Below are 16,918 nucleotides of genomic sequence, written 5' to 3'. Positions count from 1 at the left end.
CCATGACCGACACGAAGCAACCGGATCTGTTCGCAGCCCCCCCGGACGACGACGCCGCCATCACGCTGGGCGCGTATGCCGAACAGGCCTACCTGGACTACGCCGTTTCCGTGGTGCGCGGACGCGCGCTGCCCGACGTGGGCGACGGCCAGAAACCCGTGCAGCGCCGCATCCTGTACGCCATGCAGGCCATGGGCCTGGCGTCCGGCGCCAAGCCCGTCAAGTCCGCCCGCGTGGTGGGCGACGTGCTGGGCAAATACCATCCCCACGGCGACCAGGCGGCCTACGACGCCATGGTCCGCATGGCGCAGTCCTTCTCGCTGCGCTACCCGTTGATCGACGGCCACGGCAACTTCGGTTCGCGCGACGGCGACAACGCCGCGGCGATGCGGTACACCGAAGCGCGCCTGACGCCCATCGCCCGCCTGCTGCTCGACGAACTGGACGAGGGCACGGTCGATTTCGTGCCCAACTACGACGGCAGCCAGGAAGAGCCGCAGCAGTTGCCCGCGCGCCTGCCGATGATGCTGCTCAACGGCGCATCGGGCATCGCTGTGGGCATGGCCACCGAAATGCCCTCGCACAACCTGCGCGAAGTGGCGCGCGCCTGCGTCGAGCTGATCCGCCATCCCGACATGGACAGCGCCCGGCTGGCCGAGCTGATTCCCGGCCCCGACTTCGCAGGGGGCGGCCAGATCATCACGCCGCCCGCCGACATCGCCGCCATCTACGCCAGCGGCCGCGGCTCGCTGAAGGCGCGCGCGCGCTGGCAGTTCGAGGAAATGGCGCGTGGCCAGTGGCAACTGGTCGTGTACGAGCTGCCGCCCGGCACCTCGGGCCAGAAGGTGCTGGAAGAGATCGAAGAGATCACCAACCCCAAGGTGCGCGCCGGCAAGAAGAGCCTGAGCCCCGAGCAACTGCAGTCCAAGGCCGTGATGCTGGGTCTGCTGGACGCGGTGCGCGACGAATCGGGCAAGGACGCCGCCGTGCGCCTGGTGTTCGAGCCCAAGACCTCGAAGGTCGACCGCGACGAGTTCGTCAACACCCTGCTGGCCCAGACCAGCATGGAAAGCAACGCGCCCATCAACCTGGTGTGCATCGGCCTGGACGGCCGGCCGCGCCAGAAGGGCCTGCGCGCCATCCTCGACGAGTGGGTGCAGTTCCGCACGGCCACGGTCGTACGCCGTACGCGCCACCGCGTGGAGAAGGTCAGCGACCGCATCCACGTGCTGGAAGGGCGCATGATCGTCTACCTGAACGTGGACGAGGTCATCCAGACCATCCGCGAGTCCGACGAGCCGCGCGAGGCGCTGATGAAGCGCTTCGACCTGACCGAGCGCCAGGCCGAGGACATCCTCGAAATGCGCCTGCGCCAACTGGCGCGCCTGGACGGCATCAAGGTCGAGCAGGAGCTGGCCGACAAGCGCGCGGAACTGCTCAAGCTGCAGGACCTGCTGGACAATGCGTCGTCGCTCAAGCGCCAGTTGATCAAGGAAATCGAGGCCGACGCCAAGCAGTACGGCGACGACCGCCGCACGCTGATCGAGACCGCCGAACGCGCCGTGCTGGAAACCCGCGTGGTCGACGAGCCCGTCACCGTGGTGGTCTCGCAGAAGGGCTGGCTGCGCGCGCGCCAGGGCCACGGCCACGACGCGTCGCAGTTCACCTTCAAGCAGGGCGACGACCTGTACGGCGCCTTCGAGTGCCGCACCACCGACACGCTGATCGCGCTGGGCGACAACGGCCGCACCTATACCGTGGCGGTGTCGGGCCTGCCGTCCGCGCGCGGCGACGGCCAGCCGGTCACCACCATGATCGACCTGGAAACGGGCACCCGCATCACCCACATGCTGGCCGCGGCGCCCGACAGCCGCTGGCTGCTGGCCACGCGCGGCGGTTTCGGTTTCGCGACCAGGCTGTCCGACATGACCAGCCGCCAGCGCGCCGGCAAGCAGTTCGTGTCGCTGGAAGCGGGCGACGAACTGCTGCGTCCGGTGCCGCTGTTCGAAGGCGCGCTGCAAGTGGCGCTGCTGTCGGCCAAGGGCAAGTTCCTGGTGTTCGGCCTGGACGAGGTCAAGGCGTTGTCCGGCGGCGGCCGCGGCACCATCCTGATGGGCCTGGACGACAAGGACGGTGTGCAGCAGGTGGTGCCGATCGGACGCAAGGGTTTGCGCGCCGCCGGCGTCTATCGCAACAAGCACACGGAAGACATCCTGGCGGGTTCCGCGCTGGATCCCTACGTGGGCAAGCGCGCCCGCAAGGGCCGTCAACTGGACGTGCGGCCCAAGCAGCCCGTGCTGTCGCCGGTGTTCGAGTAGACCGCTGCCGCCACGGCTGGCCTGGTGCCGGCCGTGGATGTAACGGCACGTCAGGAACGAATTGTCGGGCCTGGCAACGGGGACGGTGCGTAAAGCTCGTCCCCGAATCATTTCAGAACGGCGCCACGTCGTTCCTGCCCCGCACAGTAGGGCGGGTTGCAGGATCGGCAGGTTTGGCATGACGTGTAACGATGAAGTTGCCGTGACCCGTCATGGCAACTTCTTCTGTTAATTTTTCCCTAATTTATTGCATTTTTACGGAAAGTTCTGTCTACCATGGGTTGACGGGAATGGCTTGTGGCCATATCATTTCTGTAGAAATCATTTTTTCTGAACTAATTTTCACCATGAATAATTCGGCTACCGCTGATTCCTCCAACACCCCCGTGATGCAGCAGTACGACTTGCGCATCCTGCGGGCGCTGCGCCGCATCACGCGTTCGATCGCGTTGCACTCGCGGCAGTTGTCGGCGGTCAGCCACATCACGGCGCCTCAACTGATGTGTCTGCGTACGGTCATCGCCAACGGTCCCCTGACCGCCACGGCGATCAGCCGCGAGATCCACGTCAGCCCCAGCACCGTGGTGGGTATCCTGGACAGGCTCGAGGACAAGGGCCTGATCCGCCGCGAACGTGGCCGCGAAGACCGCCGTATCGTCTTCGTGTCCGCGACCGAAGCGGGTCGCTCCCTGGCCATCGAGGCGCCGTCGCCGTTGCAGAAGCATCTGGCGGACGGCCTGAACGCCCTGCCCGAATTGGAGCAGGCTACCATCACCCTGGCGCTGGAACGCATCGTGGAACTGATGGAACAGGGAGGTCACGCGATCGAAGCGCATAGCGATCCGGCCTCGCCCATTCTTGAAGTGCCCACGGGTGGAGCGCCGCCAGAATCGGGATTGGTCGTATGAAGAAAATCGATCTGTACGCAACACCCACCGGCTCCAAGGCCGGTGTCACCGACACAGACCTCACGCAATACACCCTGCGCCAGCCGCGGCGCAACGATGGCGCCGCCATCCACCGCCTGATCGGCGAGTGCCCGCCGCTGGACGTCAACTCGCTCTACGCCTACCTGCTGCTGTGCGAGCACCACGCCGCCACCTGCATCGTCGCTGAAAGCAGCGGCGGGCGCATCGACGGCTTCATCTCCGCCTACTCCATTCCCGAGCGCCCCGACGTGTTGTTCGTCTGGCAGGTCGCCGTGCATGCCCGCGCCCGTGGCCATCGCCTGGCCCGCCGCATGCTGCGCGAGTTGCTGCAGCGCCCGGGCCTCGAACACGTACGCCATCTCGAAACCACCGTCGGCCCCGACAACAAGGCCTCGCGCCGCACGTTCGCCGGCCTGGCCCGCGAAGCCGGCGCCCACGTCGCGGAACAGCCGCTGTTCGATCGGCAAGCCTTCGGCGGCGCCGACCACGACGACGAGATGCTCTTGAAGATAGGTCCGTTTCAGCAAGCCCCCGCGCGGGCTGCGCTGACGGCCTAGCACTATCCACCGTGATGCCTTCCGACCGGCGCCGTTCTGGCTCGCCGGCGGGCAGGTGTCCGCCTGTCAACCTAAGCTACTAAAGGAGAAAGTTGCCATGGACTTGAAAATTTTTGAACGCATGGAGTCTGAGGTGCGGGGCTACATCCGTTCGTTTCCGGTGGTGTTCAGCCAGGCACGCGGCTCTCTGCTGATCGATGAGGAAGGCACCGAGTACATCGACTTCTTCAGCGGCGCCGGCACGCTCAACTACGGTCACAACAATCCCGTCTTCAAGGAAAAACTGGTCGAGTACCTGCAATCTGACGGCGTGGTGCACGGCCTGGACATGGCCACCAGCGCCAAGAAGCGTTTCCTTGAAACCGTGGATCGCGTGCTGCTCAAGCCGCGCAACTGGCAATACACGCTGCAGTTCACGGGTCCCACCGGCACCAATGCCGTCGAGGCTGCGCTGAAGATCGCGCGCCAGGTCAAGGGCCGTCCGAACATCATCTCGTTCACGCATGGTTTCCACGGCGTGTCCGGCGGCTCGCTGGCGGCTACCGCCAACATGAAGTTCCGCGACGCCGCGGGCTACGCGCTGGGCAACACGACGTTCATGCCGTATGACGGGTACTTCGGTCCTGACGTCGACACCATCGCTTACCTGGAACGCATGCTGGACGACCCCAGCAGCGGCATGGACAAGCCGGCCGGCGTGATCGTCGAGACCGTGCAGGGCGAGGGCGGCGTCAACGTCGCCACCCTGCGCTGGCTGAAGGAACTGGAAAAGCTGTGCCACCGCCACGACATGCTGCTGATCGTCGACGACATCCAGGTCGGCTGCGGCCGTACCGGCAGCTTCTTCAGCTTCGAATCGGCCGGCATCCGTCCCGACATCATCACGCTGTCGAAGTCGCTGTCGGGCTTCGGCCTGCCGATGTCGCTGGTGCTGATGAAGCCCGAATTGGACGTCTGGAAGCCGGGCGCCCACAGCGGCACGTTCCGCGGCAACAACCTGGCCTTCGTCACCGCCACGCAGGCGCTGGAAACCTACTGGGCCAGCGACGCCTTCGCCACCGACGTGCAGCGCAAGGAGCGCCTGGTGCGCGACTGGCTGGAGAACCTGGCGCACAGCTACCCGAACGCGGGCCTGTCGGTGCGCGGCCGTGGCCTGATCCAGGGCCTGGTCTCCGGCAACCAGCCGGACCTGGCCAACCGCATCGCCCACATGGCCTTCGAGCGCGGCCTGGTCATCGAGACCGCCGGCGCGCACGACGAAGTGCTGAAGGTGCTGCCGGCCCTGACGATCGAGGATGAACTGCTGACCCGCGGCCTGGACATCATCGAGGCCAGCGTGGCCGCTGCCCTGGCCGAGGATGCCCAACCCGCACGTGTGCTCAACTTTGGAGGAAAGCGTCGATGATCGTACGTAACGTCAAGGATGTAATCGGAACCGAGGACGAGGTCCGCACCGATACCTGGATGAGCCGCCGGGTGCTGCTGAAGAAGGATGGCATGGGCTTCTCGTTCCACGAGACCACCATTTTTCCGGGCACGCGCACCCACATCCACTACAAGAACCACCTCGAGGCCGTGTGGTGCATCGAGGGCGACGGTTCGATCGAAGTGATCGCCGACGGCAAGACGCACGCGCTGGGCCCCGGCGTGGTCTACGCCCTGAACGAAAACGACGAGCACTGGCTGTGCGGCGGCAAAGAACCGCTGCGCGTCATCTGCGTCTTCAATCCGCCGCTGACCGGCCAGGAAGTGCACGATGCCGACGGCGTCTACGCGCTGCCGGTCGAGAAAGCGGCCTGACGACAGGAGGATATTCATGATCTCACCTGCGAAGGATCCGTACGCCTCGCGTACGGACCGAGGCTCCGCCATCCTGGCCCGCCAGGATCCCGTGGTCTATGGCGACGGCAAGTATGCCGACGCGCTGTCGGCCGAACAACTGGGCAGCTACGAGCGCGACGGCTTCCTGCTGCTGGAAGACCTGTTCACCGACAAGGAAGTGGCTGCGCTGATCGCCGAGGTCGACCGCATGACGCACGACCCGGCCATCGTCCGCCGCGAGGAAGCCATCACCGAACCCGGCAGCAATGCCGTGCGCTCCATCTTCATGGTGCACGTGTTCAGCCAGATCATGGAACGCCTGGCGCGCGAGCCGCGCCTGGTCAACGTGGCGCGCCAGATCCTGGGCTCCGAGGTGTACCTGCACCAGACCCGCGCCAATATGAAGCCTGGCTTCAAGGGCAAGGAGTTCTACTGGCATTCGGATTTCGAGACGTGGCATGTGGAAGACGGCATGCCCGCCATGCGCGCCCTGAGCTGCTCGGTGCTGCTGTCGGACAACGACGCCACCAACGGCCCGCTGATGCTGGTGCCGGGCTCGCACCGCCACTTCATCTCGTGCGTGGGCGAGACCCCGCGCGATCACTACAAGCAGTCGCTGAAGAAGCAGGAATACGGCGTGCCCGATGCGGTCAGCCTGCAACTGCTGACCGAACAGGGCGGCGGGCTGCGCACCATGATGGCCAAGGCGGGCTCGGTGGTGTTCTTCGACTGCAACACCATGCATGGGTCGAACAGCAACATCTCGCCGTACCCGCGTTCCAACGTCTTCATGGTCTACAACAGCATGGAGAACACGCTGAATCCGCCCAAGTACGGGCTGGATCCGCGCCCCGAGCACATCGCCACGCGCAAGGCTTTCAAGGCCTTGACCCCGCTGGACAAGCTCAAGCTCGTTTGACGCTGTGCCTCGCCGCTGCCGCGTGCCGGCGCGGCGGCGGCGACGCACGGTATGACTGGGGCCCGCCATCGTCATGATTGCGGGCTCTTTTTCGCGCTACGCTACGGGCCTTCGGCTACAGGTGGGAGGAACCATGCCGCACTACGAAGACACCGCCCAGGGCGTACTGCAGTTCTGGCGCGATGCCGGCCCTGCAAGCTGGTTCCGCAAGGACGAGCAATTCGACCAGGACTTCCGCCAACGCTGGGAAGGCCTGCACATGGCTGCCGCGCGGCGCGAGCTGGATACCTGGGCAGATACGGCCGACGGCGTGCTGGCCTTGCTGATCCTGCTGGACCAGTTCCCGCGCAATGCCTATCGTGGTACGGCGCACATGTTTGCCACCGATCCGCTGGCTCGGCATTTCGCGCGGCTGGCGGTGGAACAGGGGCTGGACGCACATGTTGCCGTCGAACTGCGGGCATTCTGCTACATGCCTTTCGAGCATTCCGAGAACCTGGACGATCAGGCCAATGCAGTGAAACTGATGGCCTCGCTGGATCAGCGTTCATTGGACTTCGCGGTCCTGCACCAGCGCATCATCGAGCGTTTCGGGCGTTTTCCGCATCGCAATGCGGCGCTGGGACGGGAGTCCACAGCCGAAGAACGGCAGTTCCTGGCGGAAGGCGGCTTTTCGGGGTGACACAGCGCCTGCCGCGCGGAAGGCAGGACAATCGGGTTGTTCCGATTGCCGCGCATCGCGGGTTGGCGTGACCCGTACAGGATCGCGTTATGCTGCTGCCTTCGCCTCCGACCGGTGTCTTCGCCATGTCCGCCCGCATCCTCAGCCTGCACATCTATCCCATCAAGTCCTGCGCCGGCATCGACCTGGCCGAATCGGACCTGGACCGCGCCGGCCTGGCGCATGACCGGCGCTGGATGCTGGTCGATGAGAACGGCCAGTTCATGACCCAGCGGCAATGGCCCGCGATGGCGCGGATCCGTACCGAACTGGCGGAGGGCGTGCTGCGTTTGAGCGCACCCGGCATGACGCCGCTGGACGTGCCGCTGGATGGCTCGGAGCTGGCCGATGCCGTGGAAAACGTGGTGGTGTGGCGCGATACCGTGCCCGCACGCGCCGAGCATCCGCGCTGCGCGCAATGGCTCGGCCAGTTTCTGGGCCGGCCGTGCCGGCTGTTCAAGCTGGACGCGCAGGCCCGGCGTGCGGCGAATGCCGAATGGGTAAACCGCTGGCGCGACGGCCATCCCGATCTGGCGGACGCGTTCGAGGGGGAACACGTGTTCGGTTTCGCCGACAGCTTTCCGCTGCTGGTGGCCAACCAGGCCTCGCTGGATGACCTGAATGCGCGCCTGGCCGCGCAGGGCAAGGCGGCGGTGCCGATGAACCGCTTCCGGCCCAACATCGTGGTGCAGGGCGAGTGGGCGGCGTTCGAGGAAGACTACACCGCCATGATTACGGCGGGCCCGGCGCGCCTGGCCCTCGTCAAACCCTGTACACGCTGCTCGGTGCCCGACGTGGACCAGGCCACTGCCGTGCAGGGTGACGAGCCCGGCCGTACCCTGGCGAACTATCGCACGCTGGATATCGGCGTGGTGTTTGGCCAGAACGCGATCGTGTCGCAGCGGGATGGCGTCCGATTGCGCGTCGGCGATCCGGTCGGGATCGAACTGGATTTCTGAAGCCGAGTCCGCCCGGTCCGGACGCCGGCCGGCAGCAGCAAGAAGGAAACCGCCGTGCGGGGGCGGCCTCTCACGATGAGGCGGTGGGGATCAACCCGCCGACAGCTTCAATCCCACCAGCCCCGCCACGATCAGCCCCACGCTGACGATGCGCGCCGTGCTGACGGATTCGCCGAACAGGATGATGCCCGCGATGAAGGCGCCGATGGTGCCGATGCCCACCCAGATGGCATAAGCCGTGCCCAACGGCAGGGTCTTCATGGCCTGCGACAGCAGCCAGAAGCTGGCGATCATGGCCACGACGGTGATGACGGAGGGGAGAGGACGCGTGAAGCCGTGCGTGTACTTCAGTCCGATGGACCAGACGACTTCGAGGAGTCCGGCAAGTACGAGGATAAGCCAGGTCATGGAACAGCCCTTGCAATGGCGCCGGCGGGACGCCGGCAGGTAAGGGGCCGTCCCCGGTAGAGGCGCCGTCCGGAATGCGCCGGACAGCATCCGGGCAGGACCGCGTTCCCAGGCCGTCCCGGGACAGGCGCGATTATAGGCGCTGCGAGCCTGGTTGGGCCAGGGCGGGCTGGCGGCCGGGATCGGAGGCCCGCCGCGCTGCCGGCGCGGTCGCTCCCACGCGCGCCCCAATGAAAACAGCCGCCACGCGCCCGATATGGCGCGTGGCGGCTGTCCGAGACCTTCGCGTTGCTTAGCGCTTGGGCGCGTCGGCGGCGTGGACTTCCTTGCGGATGTCGGCCACTTGCGAGGCGGTCACGGCCGAGGCCTTGTTGCCCCAGCTGCTGCGGATGAACGTCACCACGTCGGCGACCTCGGCATCCGTCATGCGCGCGGCGAAGCCGGGCATGGCGTAATGCGTCGGAGCCGCCTTGGTCCACGGCATTTCGGCGCCTTGCAGCACGATGTGGATCAGCGAGGTGGGATCCTCGGTGTTCACCGTGGTGCTCAGGGCCAGGCGCGGGAAGGTTTCGGTCCAACCGCGGCCGTCGGTGCGGTGGCAGGTCGCGCAGTTGTTGATGTAGTCCATCGCGCCGCGCACGGTGGCCTGTCCGCTGGACAGGGCCTTGTACGTGGACTCGTCGTACGTCAGGGCCTGCGTGGCCTTGGGATCGGCCGGGGAGAGCGTCTTCAGGTACTTGGCGATGGCGGTCAGGTCGGCGTCCGTCAGGTGCTGCGTGCTGTCCTCGACCACCTGGGCCATGCCGCCGAAGGCCGCGGAGTGCTCGTTGCGGCCGCCCTTCAGGAAGGCGACGATGTCGGCTTCGCTCCAGGAACCCAGGCCGTCGTGCATGTCGCCGCGCAGGTTCTTGGCCAGCCAGCCTTCGATCTTGCCGCCGGACAGGAAGGCGGTGCCGTCCTTGTCGCTCAGCGCCTTCTCTTGCAGGGCGACGCCGCGCGGGGTGTGGCAGGTGCTGCAGTGGCCCAGGCCTTCGACCAGGTACTTGCCGCGCAGCACGGCATCGCCGCTGTCGGCCGGCACGGCCGAGGCTTCGACGACGTCGGGCGCGAACATCCAGCGCCACACGTTCAGCGGCCAGCGCATCGACATCGGCCACGAGATGTCCGTGTCCTTGTTTTCCTGGCGAACGGGTTCCACGCCGTTCATGAAGTACGCGTACAGCGCCTTGACGTCGGCCGGGCTGACGTTGGCGTAGGACGTGAACGGCATGGCGGGGTACAGCGAGTGGCCATCGCGGGCCACGCCATGACGCACGGCGCGGTCGAAGTCTTCCAGGCTGTACTGGCCGATGCCCGTATCCTTGTCGGGCGTGATGTTGGTCGAGTAGATCGTGCCCAGCGGCGATTCCAGGCCCAGGCCGCCGGCGAAGGGCTTGCCGCCCTTTGCCGTGTGGCAGGCGACGCAATCGCCGGCGCGGGCCAGGTACTCGCCCTGCTTGATCATCTGCTGGTCGGCGGCATCGGCCGCCAGGGCGTTGTGTGCGAACAGCGCGAAGGCGGCCGCAATGATATGGCGCTTCATCATTGTGGCGCTCCTTACACTTGGACCAGGGGGCGGCCCTGGTTCTTCAGGTATTGCTCGCGGATCGCCTTGGCCGACCAGTAGGCCAGCGCGCCCACCAGGCCCGTCGGGTTGTAGCCCATGTTGTACGGGAAGGCGCTGGCGCCCATCACGAACAGGTTGGGCATGTCCCAGCTTTGCAGGTAGCGGTTGACGGCGCTTTCACGCGGGTCGGTGCCCATCGTCACGCCGCCGGTCAGGTGGGTGCTTTGATAGACGCGGGTGTCCCAGTGCGAACCGGGCTTGCGCACGCTCTTGGTGTACTTCTCGGCGCCCATGGCCTGGGCCACCTTCTCGGCCTGCTTGCCGACGTAGTCGAGCATCTTGTACTCGTTGTCGTGCCAGTCGAAGGTCATGCGCAGCAGCGGCTGGCCGTAGGCATCCTTGTAGGTGGGGTCCAGCGACATGTAGGCGTCGCGGTAGGCCATCACCGAGCCCGACATGCCGAAGCCGAAGGTGCGCTGGTAGCCGTCGATCATGCCAGCCTTCCAGCCCGAGCCCCACGAGGGCGTGCCCGGAATCGGCTGGGCCTGCTTGATCGGGCGGCCGCCGGTGGTGGCCTGGCGCACGACGGCGCCGCCGATGAAGCCCAGCTGGCTGTGGTCGAACTGGTCGGCGTTCAGGTCGTCGAACGCCCAGGCGCCGGCGCCCGTGCCTTCGAACGGGTTGAAGTAGTTGCCCTTGGGCATGACGATGCGGAAGCCGCCGTTCATCTGATAGGCCAGGTTGCGGCCGATCACGCCTTCGTTGGCGACGGGGTCGTACGGCTTGCCGATGCCCGACAGCAGCATCAGGCGCACGTTGTGCAGTTGGAACGCGCACAGGATGACCATGTCGGCGGGCTGCTCGACTTCGCGGCCCTGTGCGTCGATGTAGGTCACGCCCGTGGCCATCTTGCCCGAGGCGTCCTTGTTGACGCGCACGACGTGCGAGTTGGTGCGCAGCTCGAAGTTGTCCTTCTTCAGCAGCACCGGCATGATGGTCGTCTGCGGGGCGGCCTTCGAATACATGAAGCAGCCGTAGTTCTCGCAGAAACCACAGAAATTACAGGGGCCCAGGCGCACGCCGTACGGATTGGTGTAGGCGGCCGAGGCGTTCGAGGCACCGGCGGGGAAGGGGTGGTAGCCCACTTCGCGGGCGGCCTTCTCGAACAGCGATTGCGCGTAGGTCTGCTGCAGCGGGGGCAGCGGGAACTCGTTCTTGCGCGCGCCTTCCAGCGGGTTGCCGCCGGGCACGATCTTGCCGTTCAGGTTGCCGGCCTTGCCCGAGGTGCCGCACACTTTCTCGAAGAAGTCGTAGTGCGGTTCCAGGTCGTCGTAGGTGACGCCGTGGTCCTGCAGCTGCATGCCTTCCGGAATGAAGTCCTTGCCGTAGCGCTCGACGTGCCGCGTGCGCATGACCAGCTCTTCCGGCAGGTTGCGGTAGTGCATGCCGTTCCAGTGGAAGCCCGCGCCGCCCACGCCGTCGCCCAGCAGGAAGGAGCCGTGCTGGCGGTAGGGCACCGCCGTCTCGGCCATGCTGTGGCGGACCGTGACGGTTTCCTTGGACAGGTCCTGGAACATCTTGCCGCGCACCGAGTACGCCAGCTCGTCCAGCACCTTGGGGTATTCCGCGTCGGTGGGGGTGTCCTGGAACTTGCCGCGCTCCAGCGCGACGACTTTCAGGCCTTCTTCGGTCAGTTCCTGACCCAGGATGGCGCCCGTCCACCCGAAGCCGACCAGTACGACGTCGACTTTTTCTTTCTTGATTGCCATGACTTAACCTTTCTCGCCTGCGATGGAAACGGGGCCGTACGGATACTTCACGTTGCCCTTGGCCGGCCAGTCGAGGAAGTCGCCGCGCGCGCCGGGGAAGCCGATCATCTTCCAGCCGACCATGCCGCGGTTGCCGCCATATTGCGGGTCCGAGAAAAAGCCTTCTTTCGTGTTCTGCCACAGGAAGCTGAAGAACATCTTGGCGGGCACCTTCTCGAAGTCGAGCTTGCCGCCTTCCATTTCCTTGAGCACCTGCTCTTGTCCGGCGTGATCGAGGTCCGCGAAGACCTTGTCGCCGAACTTGCTCTTGCAGTAGGCATCACAGGCCGCGATGCCGTGGCGATAGATGTCGCGCGGCACCAGGCTCGATTGATGGCCGTAGGTGGCGTCCACTTCGGGGTGGAACGGGCCCTGCATGTACCACAACTTGCCGTGGGCGTAGGCCGTATCCATCTGGCGGTCGATGAACTCGGGCACACAGGCCTCGATGGCGCCGGGGCCATTGTCGTCAGCGGGAATCAGGCGATCCACGGCCGCCTGCAGGAATTTCCATTCGGCGTCGTTGAAGAAGAGGGGAGAGTAGGGTTTTGCTGCGGGCGCTGCGGCGGCCGGTACTGCTGCGGTGGCGGCGACCACACCGGCGCTGCCGGCCAGGGTGGTTGCCGGCACCACGGCGACGATCTGTTGCAAGAATCGGCGCCGCGGTTCGGTATTGTTGGTCATCGTGTTCCACACATATAAATGTCTAGCGACAGAAATTGTACGCATACAACCTTCCTGGAACCTTAAAGCAAGCTGTCTACCTGACTGGGGCGCTAGAATCTGTCAATTCGACGTCAATGAATTCAGCCCGATCCCGGCTGGCGTTCTTTTTGCGCCACAGCCGGCAAGCGGGTATCCGCCACCAGATCATGAGCTTTCAGGTAACGATCCAACCCAGCAAGCATCAATTCCAGGTCGAGTCCGGCCAGACCGTGCTGGAGGCCGCGATGGCCGCCGGCTTCGTGCTGCCGTACAGTTGCCGCACCGGCGCGTGTTCCACCTGCAAGGGCAAGGTGCTCGAAGGCCAGTACGACGCAGGCCCGTATCCGGCGCAGGTGCTGGCTCCCGAGGAGCTGGCCCGCGGCTATACGTTGTTCTGCCAGGCCCGTCCGCAGACCGACCTGGTCGTGGAGGCTGCCGAGGTGCGGCTGGCCACCGACATTCAGATCCGCAAACTGCCCTCGCGCGTACAGACGCTCGAACGCGTCGCGCCCGACGTGGTGGTGATCAAGCTGCAACTGCCGGCCGCCGAGCAGTTCCGCTATTACGCGGGGCAGTACGTCGAGATCATCCTGAAGGACGGCAAGCGCCGCAGCTACTCGATGGCGGGCGCGCCGCACAACGGCAGCCCGCTCGAACTGCACGTCCGGCACCTGCCGGGCGGCCTGTTCACCGACCACGTCTTCGGCGCTGGCGCCACCCAGATGAAAGAGCGCGAGATCCTGCGCCTGGAAGGGCCGTTCGGCTCGTTCTTCCTGCGCGAGGACAGCGCCAAGCCCATCGTGCTGCTGGCCAGCGGCACCGGCTTCGCGCCGGTCAAGGCCATCGTCGAGCACATGCTGCACAAGCAGATCACGCGTCCGGTCACGCTGTACTGGGGGGGGCGTCGTCCTCGGGACCTGTACATGGACGAGCTGGCGCGCTCGTGGGAACAGGCGCTGCCCAATCTGCGCTACGTGCCGGTGGTGTCCGATGGCCTGCCCGAAGACGGCTGGCAGGGCCGCACGGGCTACGTGCACGAGGCCGTCCTCCAGGACCTGCCCGACCTGTCGGGCCACCAGGTGTATGCCTGCGGCGCGCCGGTGATGGTCGATGCCGCACGCCGCGAGTTCAGCCTGCAGTGCGGGCTGCCGCCCGAAGAGTTCTACGCCGATGCGTTTACCTCGGAAGCCGACCTGGCGCGCGCAGCGGGCTGACGGCCCGTGGCGTGATGCTTGCGGGGTCTTGCCAGGCCCTGTTTTACGCATTGAAATGACGAACCCGGCAGGCCGTCACGGTACACTGCCGGACCAGCACCCTGTCCGGGGCGCACGGCTTTCAGCCGTTCCGGACGGGCTTCGCACGCAGGGAGCGATTCGCGCATGAAAGTAGCGGTTTTGGGCAGCGGCATCATCGGCGTCTCCACCGCGTGGTGGCTCAGCCAGTCGGGTCATGAGGTCGTGGTCATCGACCGCCGCGCCGGGCCGGCCCAGGAAACCAGCCTGGCCAATGGCGGCCAGATATCGGTGTCCTACGCCGAACCCTGGGCCAATCCGCAGGCGCCCCTCAAGCTGCTGAAGTGGCTGGTGCGCGACGACGCGCCGCTGCTGTTCCGTCCGCAGCTCGACTGGCGGCAATGGATGTGGGGGCTGGCCTTCCTGCGCGAATGCCTGCCGTCGCGACTGGCGCCCAATATCCGGGCGATGGTGCGCATGGCCGAATACAGCCGTTCCACGCTGCGCGGCATGCGCGCCCAGATGGGCATCCAGTACGAACACCTGGAGCGCGGCATCCTCAATTTCTACCGCGATCCGCACGAATTCGAGGCCTCGCAGCAGGCCGCCGGCCTGATGCGCGATTTCGGCGTCGAGCGGCGCGTCATCGGACCCGACGAGGTCATCGCCATCGAGCCCGCGCTGGCGCCGCACCGCGGCACCATCGTCGGCGGCGACTACACGCCCGAGGACGAAAGCGGCGACGTGCACCTGTTCACCGCCGCGCTGGCGCAGCATTGCGAGGCGGCCGGCGTCGAGTTCCGTTTCAACACCCAGGCCACGCGCCTGGAAAGCGTCGGCGGCAGCGTGCAGGCCGTCGAGCTGATCGGCCCCGATGGCCGCTACGGCCGCCTGACGGCCGATGCCTACGTGGTCGCCATGGGCAGCTACACGCCCATCCTGGTGCGTCCGCTGGGCGTGCCTTGCAACGTCTATCCCGCCAAGGGTTATTCGGCCACGTTTCCGGTGCTGGCGCCCGAGCGCGCGCCCTCCGTCAGCCTGACCGACAGCAGCCACAAGGTGGTCTTCTCGCGCCTGGGCAACCGCCTGCGCATGGCGGGCACCGCGGAGCTGGCCGGCTACGACCGCAGCCTGAACGCGGCGCGCTGCGAGGCCCTGCTGCGCCTGGCGCGCGAACTCTTTCCCGACGCCCTCGATTTCGAGGGCGTCAACTACTGGTCGGGCCTGCGCCCGTCCACGCCTTCGAACGTACCGCTCATCGGCCAGACCCGCATACCCAACCTGTATCTCAACACGGGCCACGGCACGCTGGGCTGGACCATGGGTGCGGGTTCGGGACGAGCCTTGGCCGACCTGCTCAGCGGACGCAGGCCGGAACCTGACTTTCCCTTTCTGGGGTCGTGACACTTATGAAGACATTGCAACTCTCGGGCGTGGCCCGTGCACTGGGCGCCACGCGCCGCGTGTGGCTGTTCGGCCTGGCGATGACCGCCTGCGGCGCGGCGTACGCCGATTCGGTCCAGATCCAGGTCTGGCACACGCTGATGGGCCCCAACAAGGCCGAGTTCGAGAAACTGGTCAAGCAGTACAACAAGGAACAGGGCGACGTCGAAGTCACCTTGCGCGCCTTCCCGACCCAGGCCGCCCTGAAGCAGGAGGCCGTCGCATCCCGCAAGGCCAAGAACGGCCCGAACCTGGTCCAGCTGGACGACAACCACTCGCCCGAAGTGGTGGCCGAGCACCGCGACATCCTGCCGATGTACGAACTGCTGGCCAAGTATCCGATCAAGGATGCCAACTGGTTCCTGCCCACCACGTCCAGCTTCACGCGCGATGCCCGTGGCCGCTTGCTGGCGTTCCCGTGGATGGCCGAGATCCCGGTCATGTTCTACAACCTGGACCAGTACAAGAAGGCGGGCCTCGATCCGGCCAGGCCGGCCCGCACCTGGGCCGACCTGCAGGGCGACCTGCTGAAGCTGCGCGACGTGGCCGAGTCCAACTGCCCGTACGCCACCAGCGAACAGGTCAGCGTCCACCTCGAGAACCTGGCGCCGCTCAACGGCCAGACCTACACCAGCAACGAAAACGGCCTGGACAAGGGCCGTGCCGCGCCCGCGTTGCAGTTCGACACGCTGTACATGCGCCATCTGTCGCTGATGGTCAGCTGGAAGCGGTCCGAGCTGTTCACCAACCATTCCGAAGACCGTGCCAGCGACGCGTTGTTCGCCAAGGGCGACTGCTCGGTGCTGACCACCGGCTCGGGCGCGCTGGGCCAGTTCCTGAACGCCAAGTCGCTGAAGTTCGGCGTGGCGCCGCTGCCGTTCTATGACCAGGCCACCCCGACGGCGGGCCGTCCGTTCGTCAGCGGCGCCGCACTGTGGGCCATCGAAGGCCATCCGCAGTCGCAGGAAAAGGCCACGGCCCAGTTCCTGGCCTGGCTGTCCAAGCCGGTGATTGCCGCCGAATGGCATCAGCGAACGGGCTACCTGCCCCTGACCGAAGCCGCGTTCCGCGCGTCCGACGTGTCGTTCTACGACCGCATGCCGGGCGCGCAGCAACTGGTGGCTGCCATGCGCAACCAGCCGGCCCCCAGCGGCCGCGGTTTCCGCATGGCCAACTACGATCGCATCGAGCCGGTGCTCAGCCAGGGCCTGAACGAAGCGCTCGAAGGGCGCACGCCGCCGATGGCGGCCTTGAACAACGCCGCGTCCCAGGCGCGTGCGATCGCGCAACAGAAGTAAGGCTGTCGTAATAAGCGCCCCGATATAATTCGGGGCGTTTTTTTGAATTAGGCGAATTAATTCACCCCTTGCGCCGGCACGATCCGGCAAATGCGGAATATGCAACCGCGATAAATAAAAGGGGCGGTTGGTGTTTTTGTGTTTTGAACAAGACGTTGTGCTCCGTCGAGTCCATCCTGGCCGGCGTGTGTCGC

General features: G+C 66.0%; 15 protein-coding genes. 11 read left to right on the top strand and 4 right to left on the bottom strand.

Translation table 11 applies throughout. From position 1 onward, the window contains the following. Positions 1-2: 2 nt before the first annotated feature. The 8 genes from parC to A7W11_RS24460 all read left to right on the top strand — a co-directional run bounded on the left by parC (position 3) and on the right by A7W11_RS24460 (position 8,224). Positions 3-2,318, top strand: coding sequence for a DNA topoisomerase IV subunit A (parC, locus tag A7W11_RS24495; RefSeq protein ID WP_066420359.1), 2,316 nt, complete (start codon positions 3-5; stop codon positions 2,316-2,318). A 347-nt stretch (positions 2,319-2,665) separates the two neighbouring features. Then, positions 2,666-3,226 carry a MarR family winged helix-turn-helix transcriptional regulator gene (locus A7W11_RS24490; RefSeq protein ID WP_066420358.1) on the top strand — a complete coding sequence of 187 codons (561 nt, stop codon included), beginning with the start codon at positions 2,666-2,668 and terminating at the stop codon, positions 3,224-3,226. Beyond that, positions 3,223-3,804 carry a diaminobutyrate acetyltransferase gene (gene ectA, locus A7W11_RS24485; protein ID WP_066420355.1) on the top strand — a complete coding sequence of 194 codons (582 nt, stop codon included), beginning with the start codon at positions 3,223-3,225 and terminating at the stop codon, positions 3,802-3,804. The genes A7W11_RS24490 and ectA overlap by 4 nt, the downstream gene beginning before the upstream one ends. Positions 3,805-3,901: 97 nt before the next feature. Then, positions 3,902-5,209 (top strand): diaminobutyrate--2-oxoglutarate transaminase, encoded by a 1,308-nt coding sequence (gene ectB / locus A7W11_RS24480; protein WP_066420353.1) that lies wholly within the window; start codon positions 3,902-3,904, stop codon positions 5,207-5,209. Continuing rightward, positions 5,206-5,604, top strand: a complete 399-nt coding sequence (locus tag A7W11_RS24475; protein WP_066130719.1) for an ectoine synthase — start codon at positions 5,206-5,208, stop codon at positions 5,602-5,604. Before ectB ends, A7W11_RS24475 begins: the two co-directional genes overlap by 4 nt. 16 nt (positions 5,605-5,620) lie before the next feature. Continuing rightward, the gene (thpD, locus tag A7W11_RS24470) at positions 5,621-6,544 is read left to right on the top strand and encodes an ectoine hydroxylase (protein WP_066420351.1); all 924 of its coding nucleotides are present in this window, start codon (positions 5,621-5,623) and stop codon (positions 6,542-6,544) included. Between the two features lie 133 nt (positions 6,545-6,677). Then, entirely contained in the window at positions 6,678-7,226 is a 549-nt protein-coding gene (locus A7W11_RS24465) for a DUF924 family protein (protein ID WP_066420345.1), read from the top strand. 125 nt (positions 7,227-7,351) lie between these two features. Continuing rightward, a complete protein-coding gene (locus A7W11_RS24460) occupies positions 7,352-8,224 on the top strand; it encodes an MOSC domain-containing protein (RefSeq protein WP_066421750.1) in 873 nt (290 codons plus the stop codon). Positions 8,225-8,314: 90 nt separating this feature from the next. On the opposite strand, the gene sugE is transcribed toward A7W11_RS24460, so the two are convergent. The 4 genes from sugE to A7W11_RS24440 form a co-directional block, all read right to left on the bottom strand. Continuing rightward, on the bottom strand, positions 8,315-8,632 hold the full coding sequence (sugE, locus tag A7W11_RS24455) for a quaternary ammonium compound efflux SMR transporter SugE (RefSeq protein WP_066420343.1): 318 nt from the start codon (positions 8,630-8,632) through the stop codon (positions 8,315-8,317). Positions 8,633-8,924: 292 nt separating this feature from the next. Further along, on the bottom strand, positions 8,925-10,217 hold the full coding sequence (locus A7W11_RS24450; protein ID WP_066420341.1) for a c-type cytochrome: 1,293 nt from the start codon (positions 10,215-10,217) through the stop codon (positions 8,925-8,927). Between the two features lie 11 nt (positions 10,218-10,228). Then, positions 10,229-12,007: a GMC family oxidoreductase gene (locus A7W11_RS24445; protein ID WP_066420338.1), complete on the bottom strand. Its 1,779-nt coding sequence runs from the start codon at positions 12,005-12,007 to the stop codon at positions 10,229-10,231. A gap of 3 nt (positions 12,008-12,010) precedes the next feature. Beyond that, the gene (locus A7W11_RS24440; protein ID WP_066420335.1) at positions 12,011-12,730 is read right to left on the bottom strand and encodes a gluconate 2-dehydrogenase subunit 3 family protein; all 720 of its coding nucleotides are present in this window, start codon (positions 12,728-12,730) and stop codon (positions 12,011-12,013) included. 188 nt (positions 12,731-12,918) lie between these two features. Between A7W11_RS24440 and A7W11_RS24435 the strand changes: the two genes are divergently transcribed. The 3 genes from A7W11_RS24435 (at position 12,919) to A7W11_RS24425 (ending at position 16,724) form a co-directional block, all read left to right on the top strand. After that, positions 12,919-13,965: a CDP-6-deoxy-delta-3,4-glucoseen reductase gene (locus tag A7W11_RS24435; RefSeq protein WP_066421749.1), complete on the top strand. Its 1,047-nt coding sequence runs from the start codon at positions 12,919-12,921 to the stop codon at positions 13,963-13,965. Positions 13,966-14,130: 165 nt separating this feature from the next. After that, on the top strand, positions 14,131-15,387 hold the full coding sequence (locus A7W11_RS24430) for a D-amino acid dehydrogenase (protein ID WP_066420334.1): 1,257 nt from the start codon (positions 14,131-14,133) through the stop codon (positions 15,385-15,387). A gap of 5 nt (positions 15,388-15,392) precedes the next feature. After that, on the top strand, positions 15,393-16,724 hold the full coding sequence (locus A7W11_RS24425) for an extracellular solute-binding protein (protein ID WP_066420333.1): 1,332 nt from the start codon (positions 15,393-15,395) through the stop codon (positions 16,722-16,724). Positions 16,725-16,918 lie beyond the last annotated feature (194 nt).

Source organism: Bordetella ansorpii (assembly GCF_900078315.1).
GTDB classification, from domain to species: domain Bacteria; phylum Pseudomonadota; class Gammaproteobacteria; order Burkholderiales; family Burkholderiaceae_B; genus Bordetella; species Bordetella ansorpii.
The sequence above is the reverse complement of the archived record's forward strand: the minus strand, read 5'-3'. Positions and strand labels throughout refer to the sequence as shown.

Bases quoted from the DNA above. Each gene is read 5' to 3' on its own strand.
- A7W11_RS24435 (WP_066421749.1), top strand. From the start codon at position 12,919: ATGAGCTTTCAGGTAACGATCCAACCCAGCAAGCATCAATTCCAGGTC.
- A7W11_RS24425 (WP_066420333.1), top strand. From the start codon at position 15,393: ATGAAGACATTGCAACTCTCGGGCGTGGCCCGTGCACTGGGCGCCACG.
- A7W11_RS24445 (WP_066420338.1), bottom strand. From the start codon at position 12,007: ATGGCAATCAAGAAAGAAAAAGTCGACGTCGTACTGGTCGGCTTCGGG.
- parC (WP_066420359.1), top strand. From the start codon at position 3: ATGACCGACACGAAGCAACCGGATCTGTTCGCAGCCCCCCCGGACGAC.
- A7W11_RS24430 (WP_066420334.1), top strand. From the start codon at position 14,131: ATGAAAGTAGCGGTTTTGGGCAGCGGCATCATCGGCGTCTCCACCGCG.
- sugE (WP_066420343.1), bottom strand. From the start codon at position 8,632: ATGACCTGGCTTATCCTCGTACTTGCCGGACTCCTCGAAGTCGTCTGG.
- ectA (WP_066420355.1), top strand. From the start codon at position 3,223: ATGAAGAAAATCGATCTGTACGCAACACCCACCGGCTCCAAGGCCGGT.
- A7W11_RS24460 (WP_066421750.1), top strand. From the start codon at position 7,352: ATGTCCGCCCGCATCCTCAGCCTGCACATCTATCCCATCAAGTCCTGC.
- A7W11_RS24475 (WP_066130719.1), top strand. From the start codon at position 5,206: ATGATCGTACGTAACGTCAAGGATGTAATCGGAACCGAGGACGAGGTC.
- A7W11_RS24465 (WP_066420345.1), top strand. From the start codon at position 6,678: ATGCCGCACTACGAAGACACCGCCCAGGGCGTACTGCAGTTCTGGCGC.
- A7W11_RS24440 (WP_066420335.1), bottom strand. From the start codon at position 12,730: ATGACCAACAATACCGAACCGCGGCGCCGATTCTTGCAACAGATCGTC.
- A7W11_RS24490 (WP_066420358.1), top strand. From the start codon at position 2,666: ATGAATAATTCGGCTACCGCTGATTCCTCCAACACCCCCGTGATGCAG.
- A7W11_RS24450 (WP_066420341.1), bottom strand. From the start codon at position 10,217: ATGATGAAGCGCCATATCATTGCGGCCGCCTTCGCGCTGTTCGCACAC.
- ectB (WP_066420353.1), top strand. From the start codon at position 3,902: ATGGACTTGAAAATTTTTGAACGCATGGAGTCTGAGGTGCGGGGCTAC.
- thpD (WP_066420351.1), top strand. From the start codon at position 5,621: ATGATCTCACCTGCGAAGGATCCGTACGCCTCGCGTACGGACCGAGGC.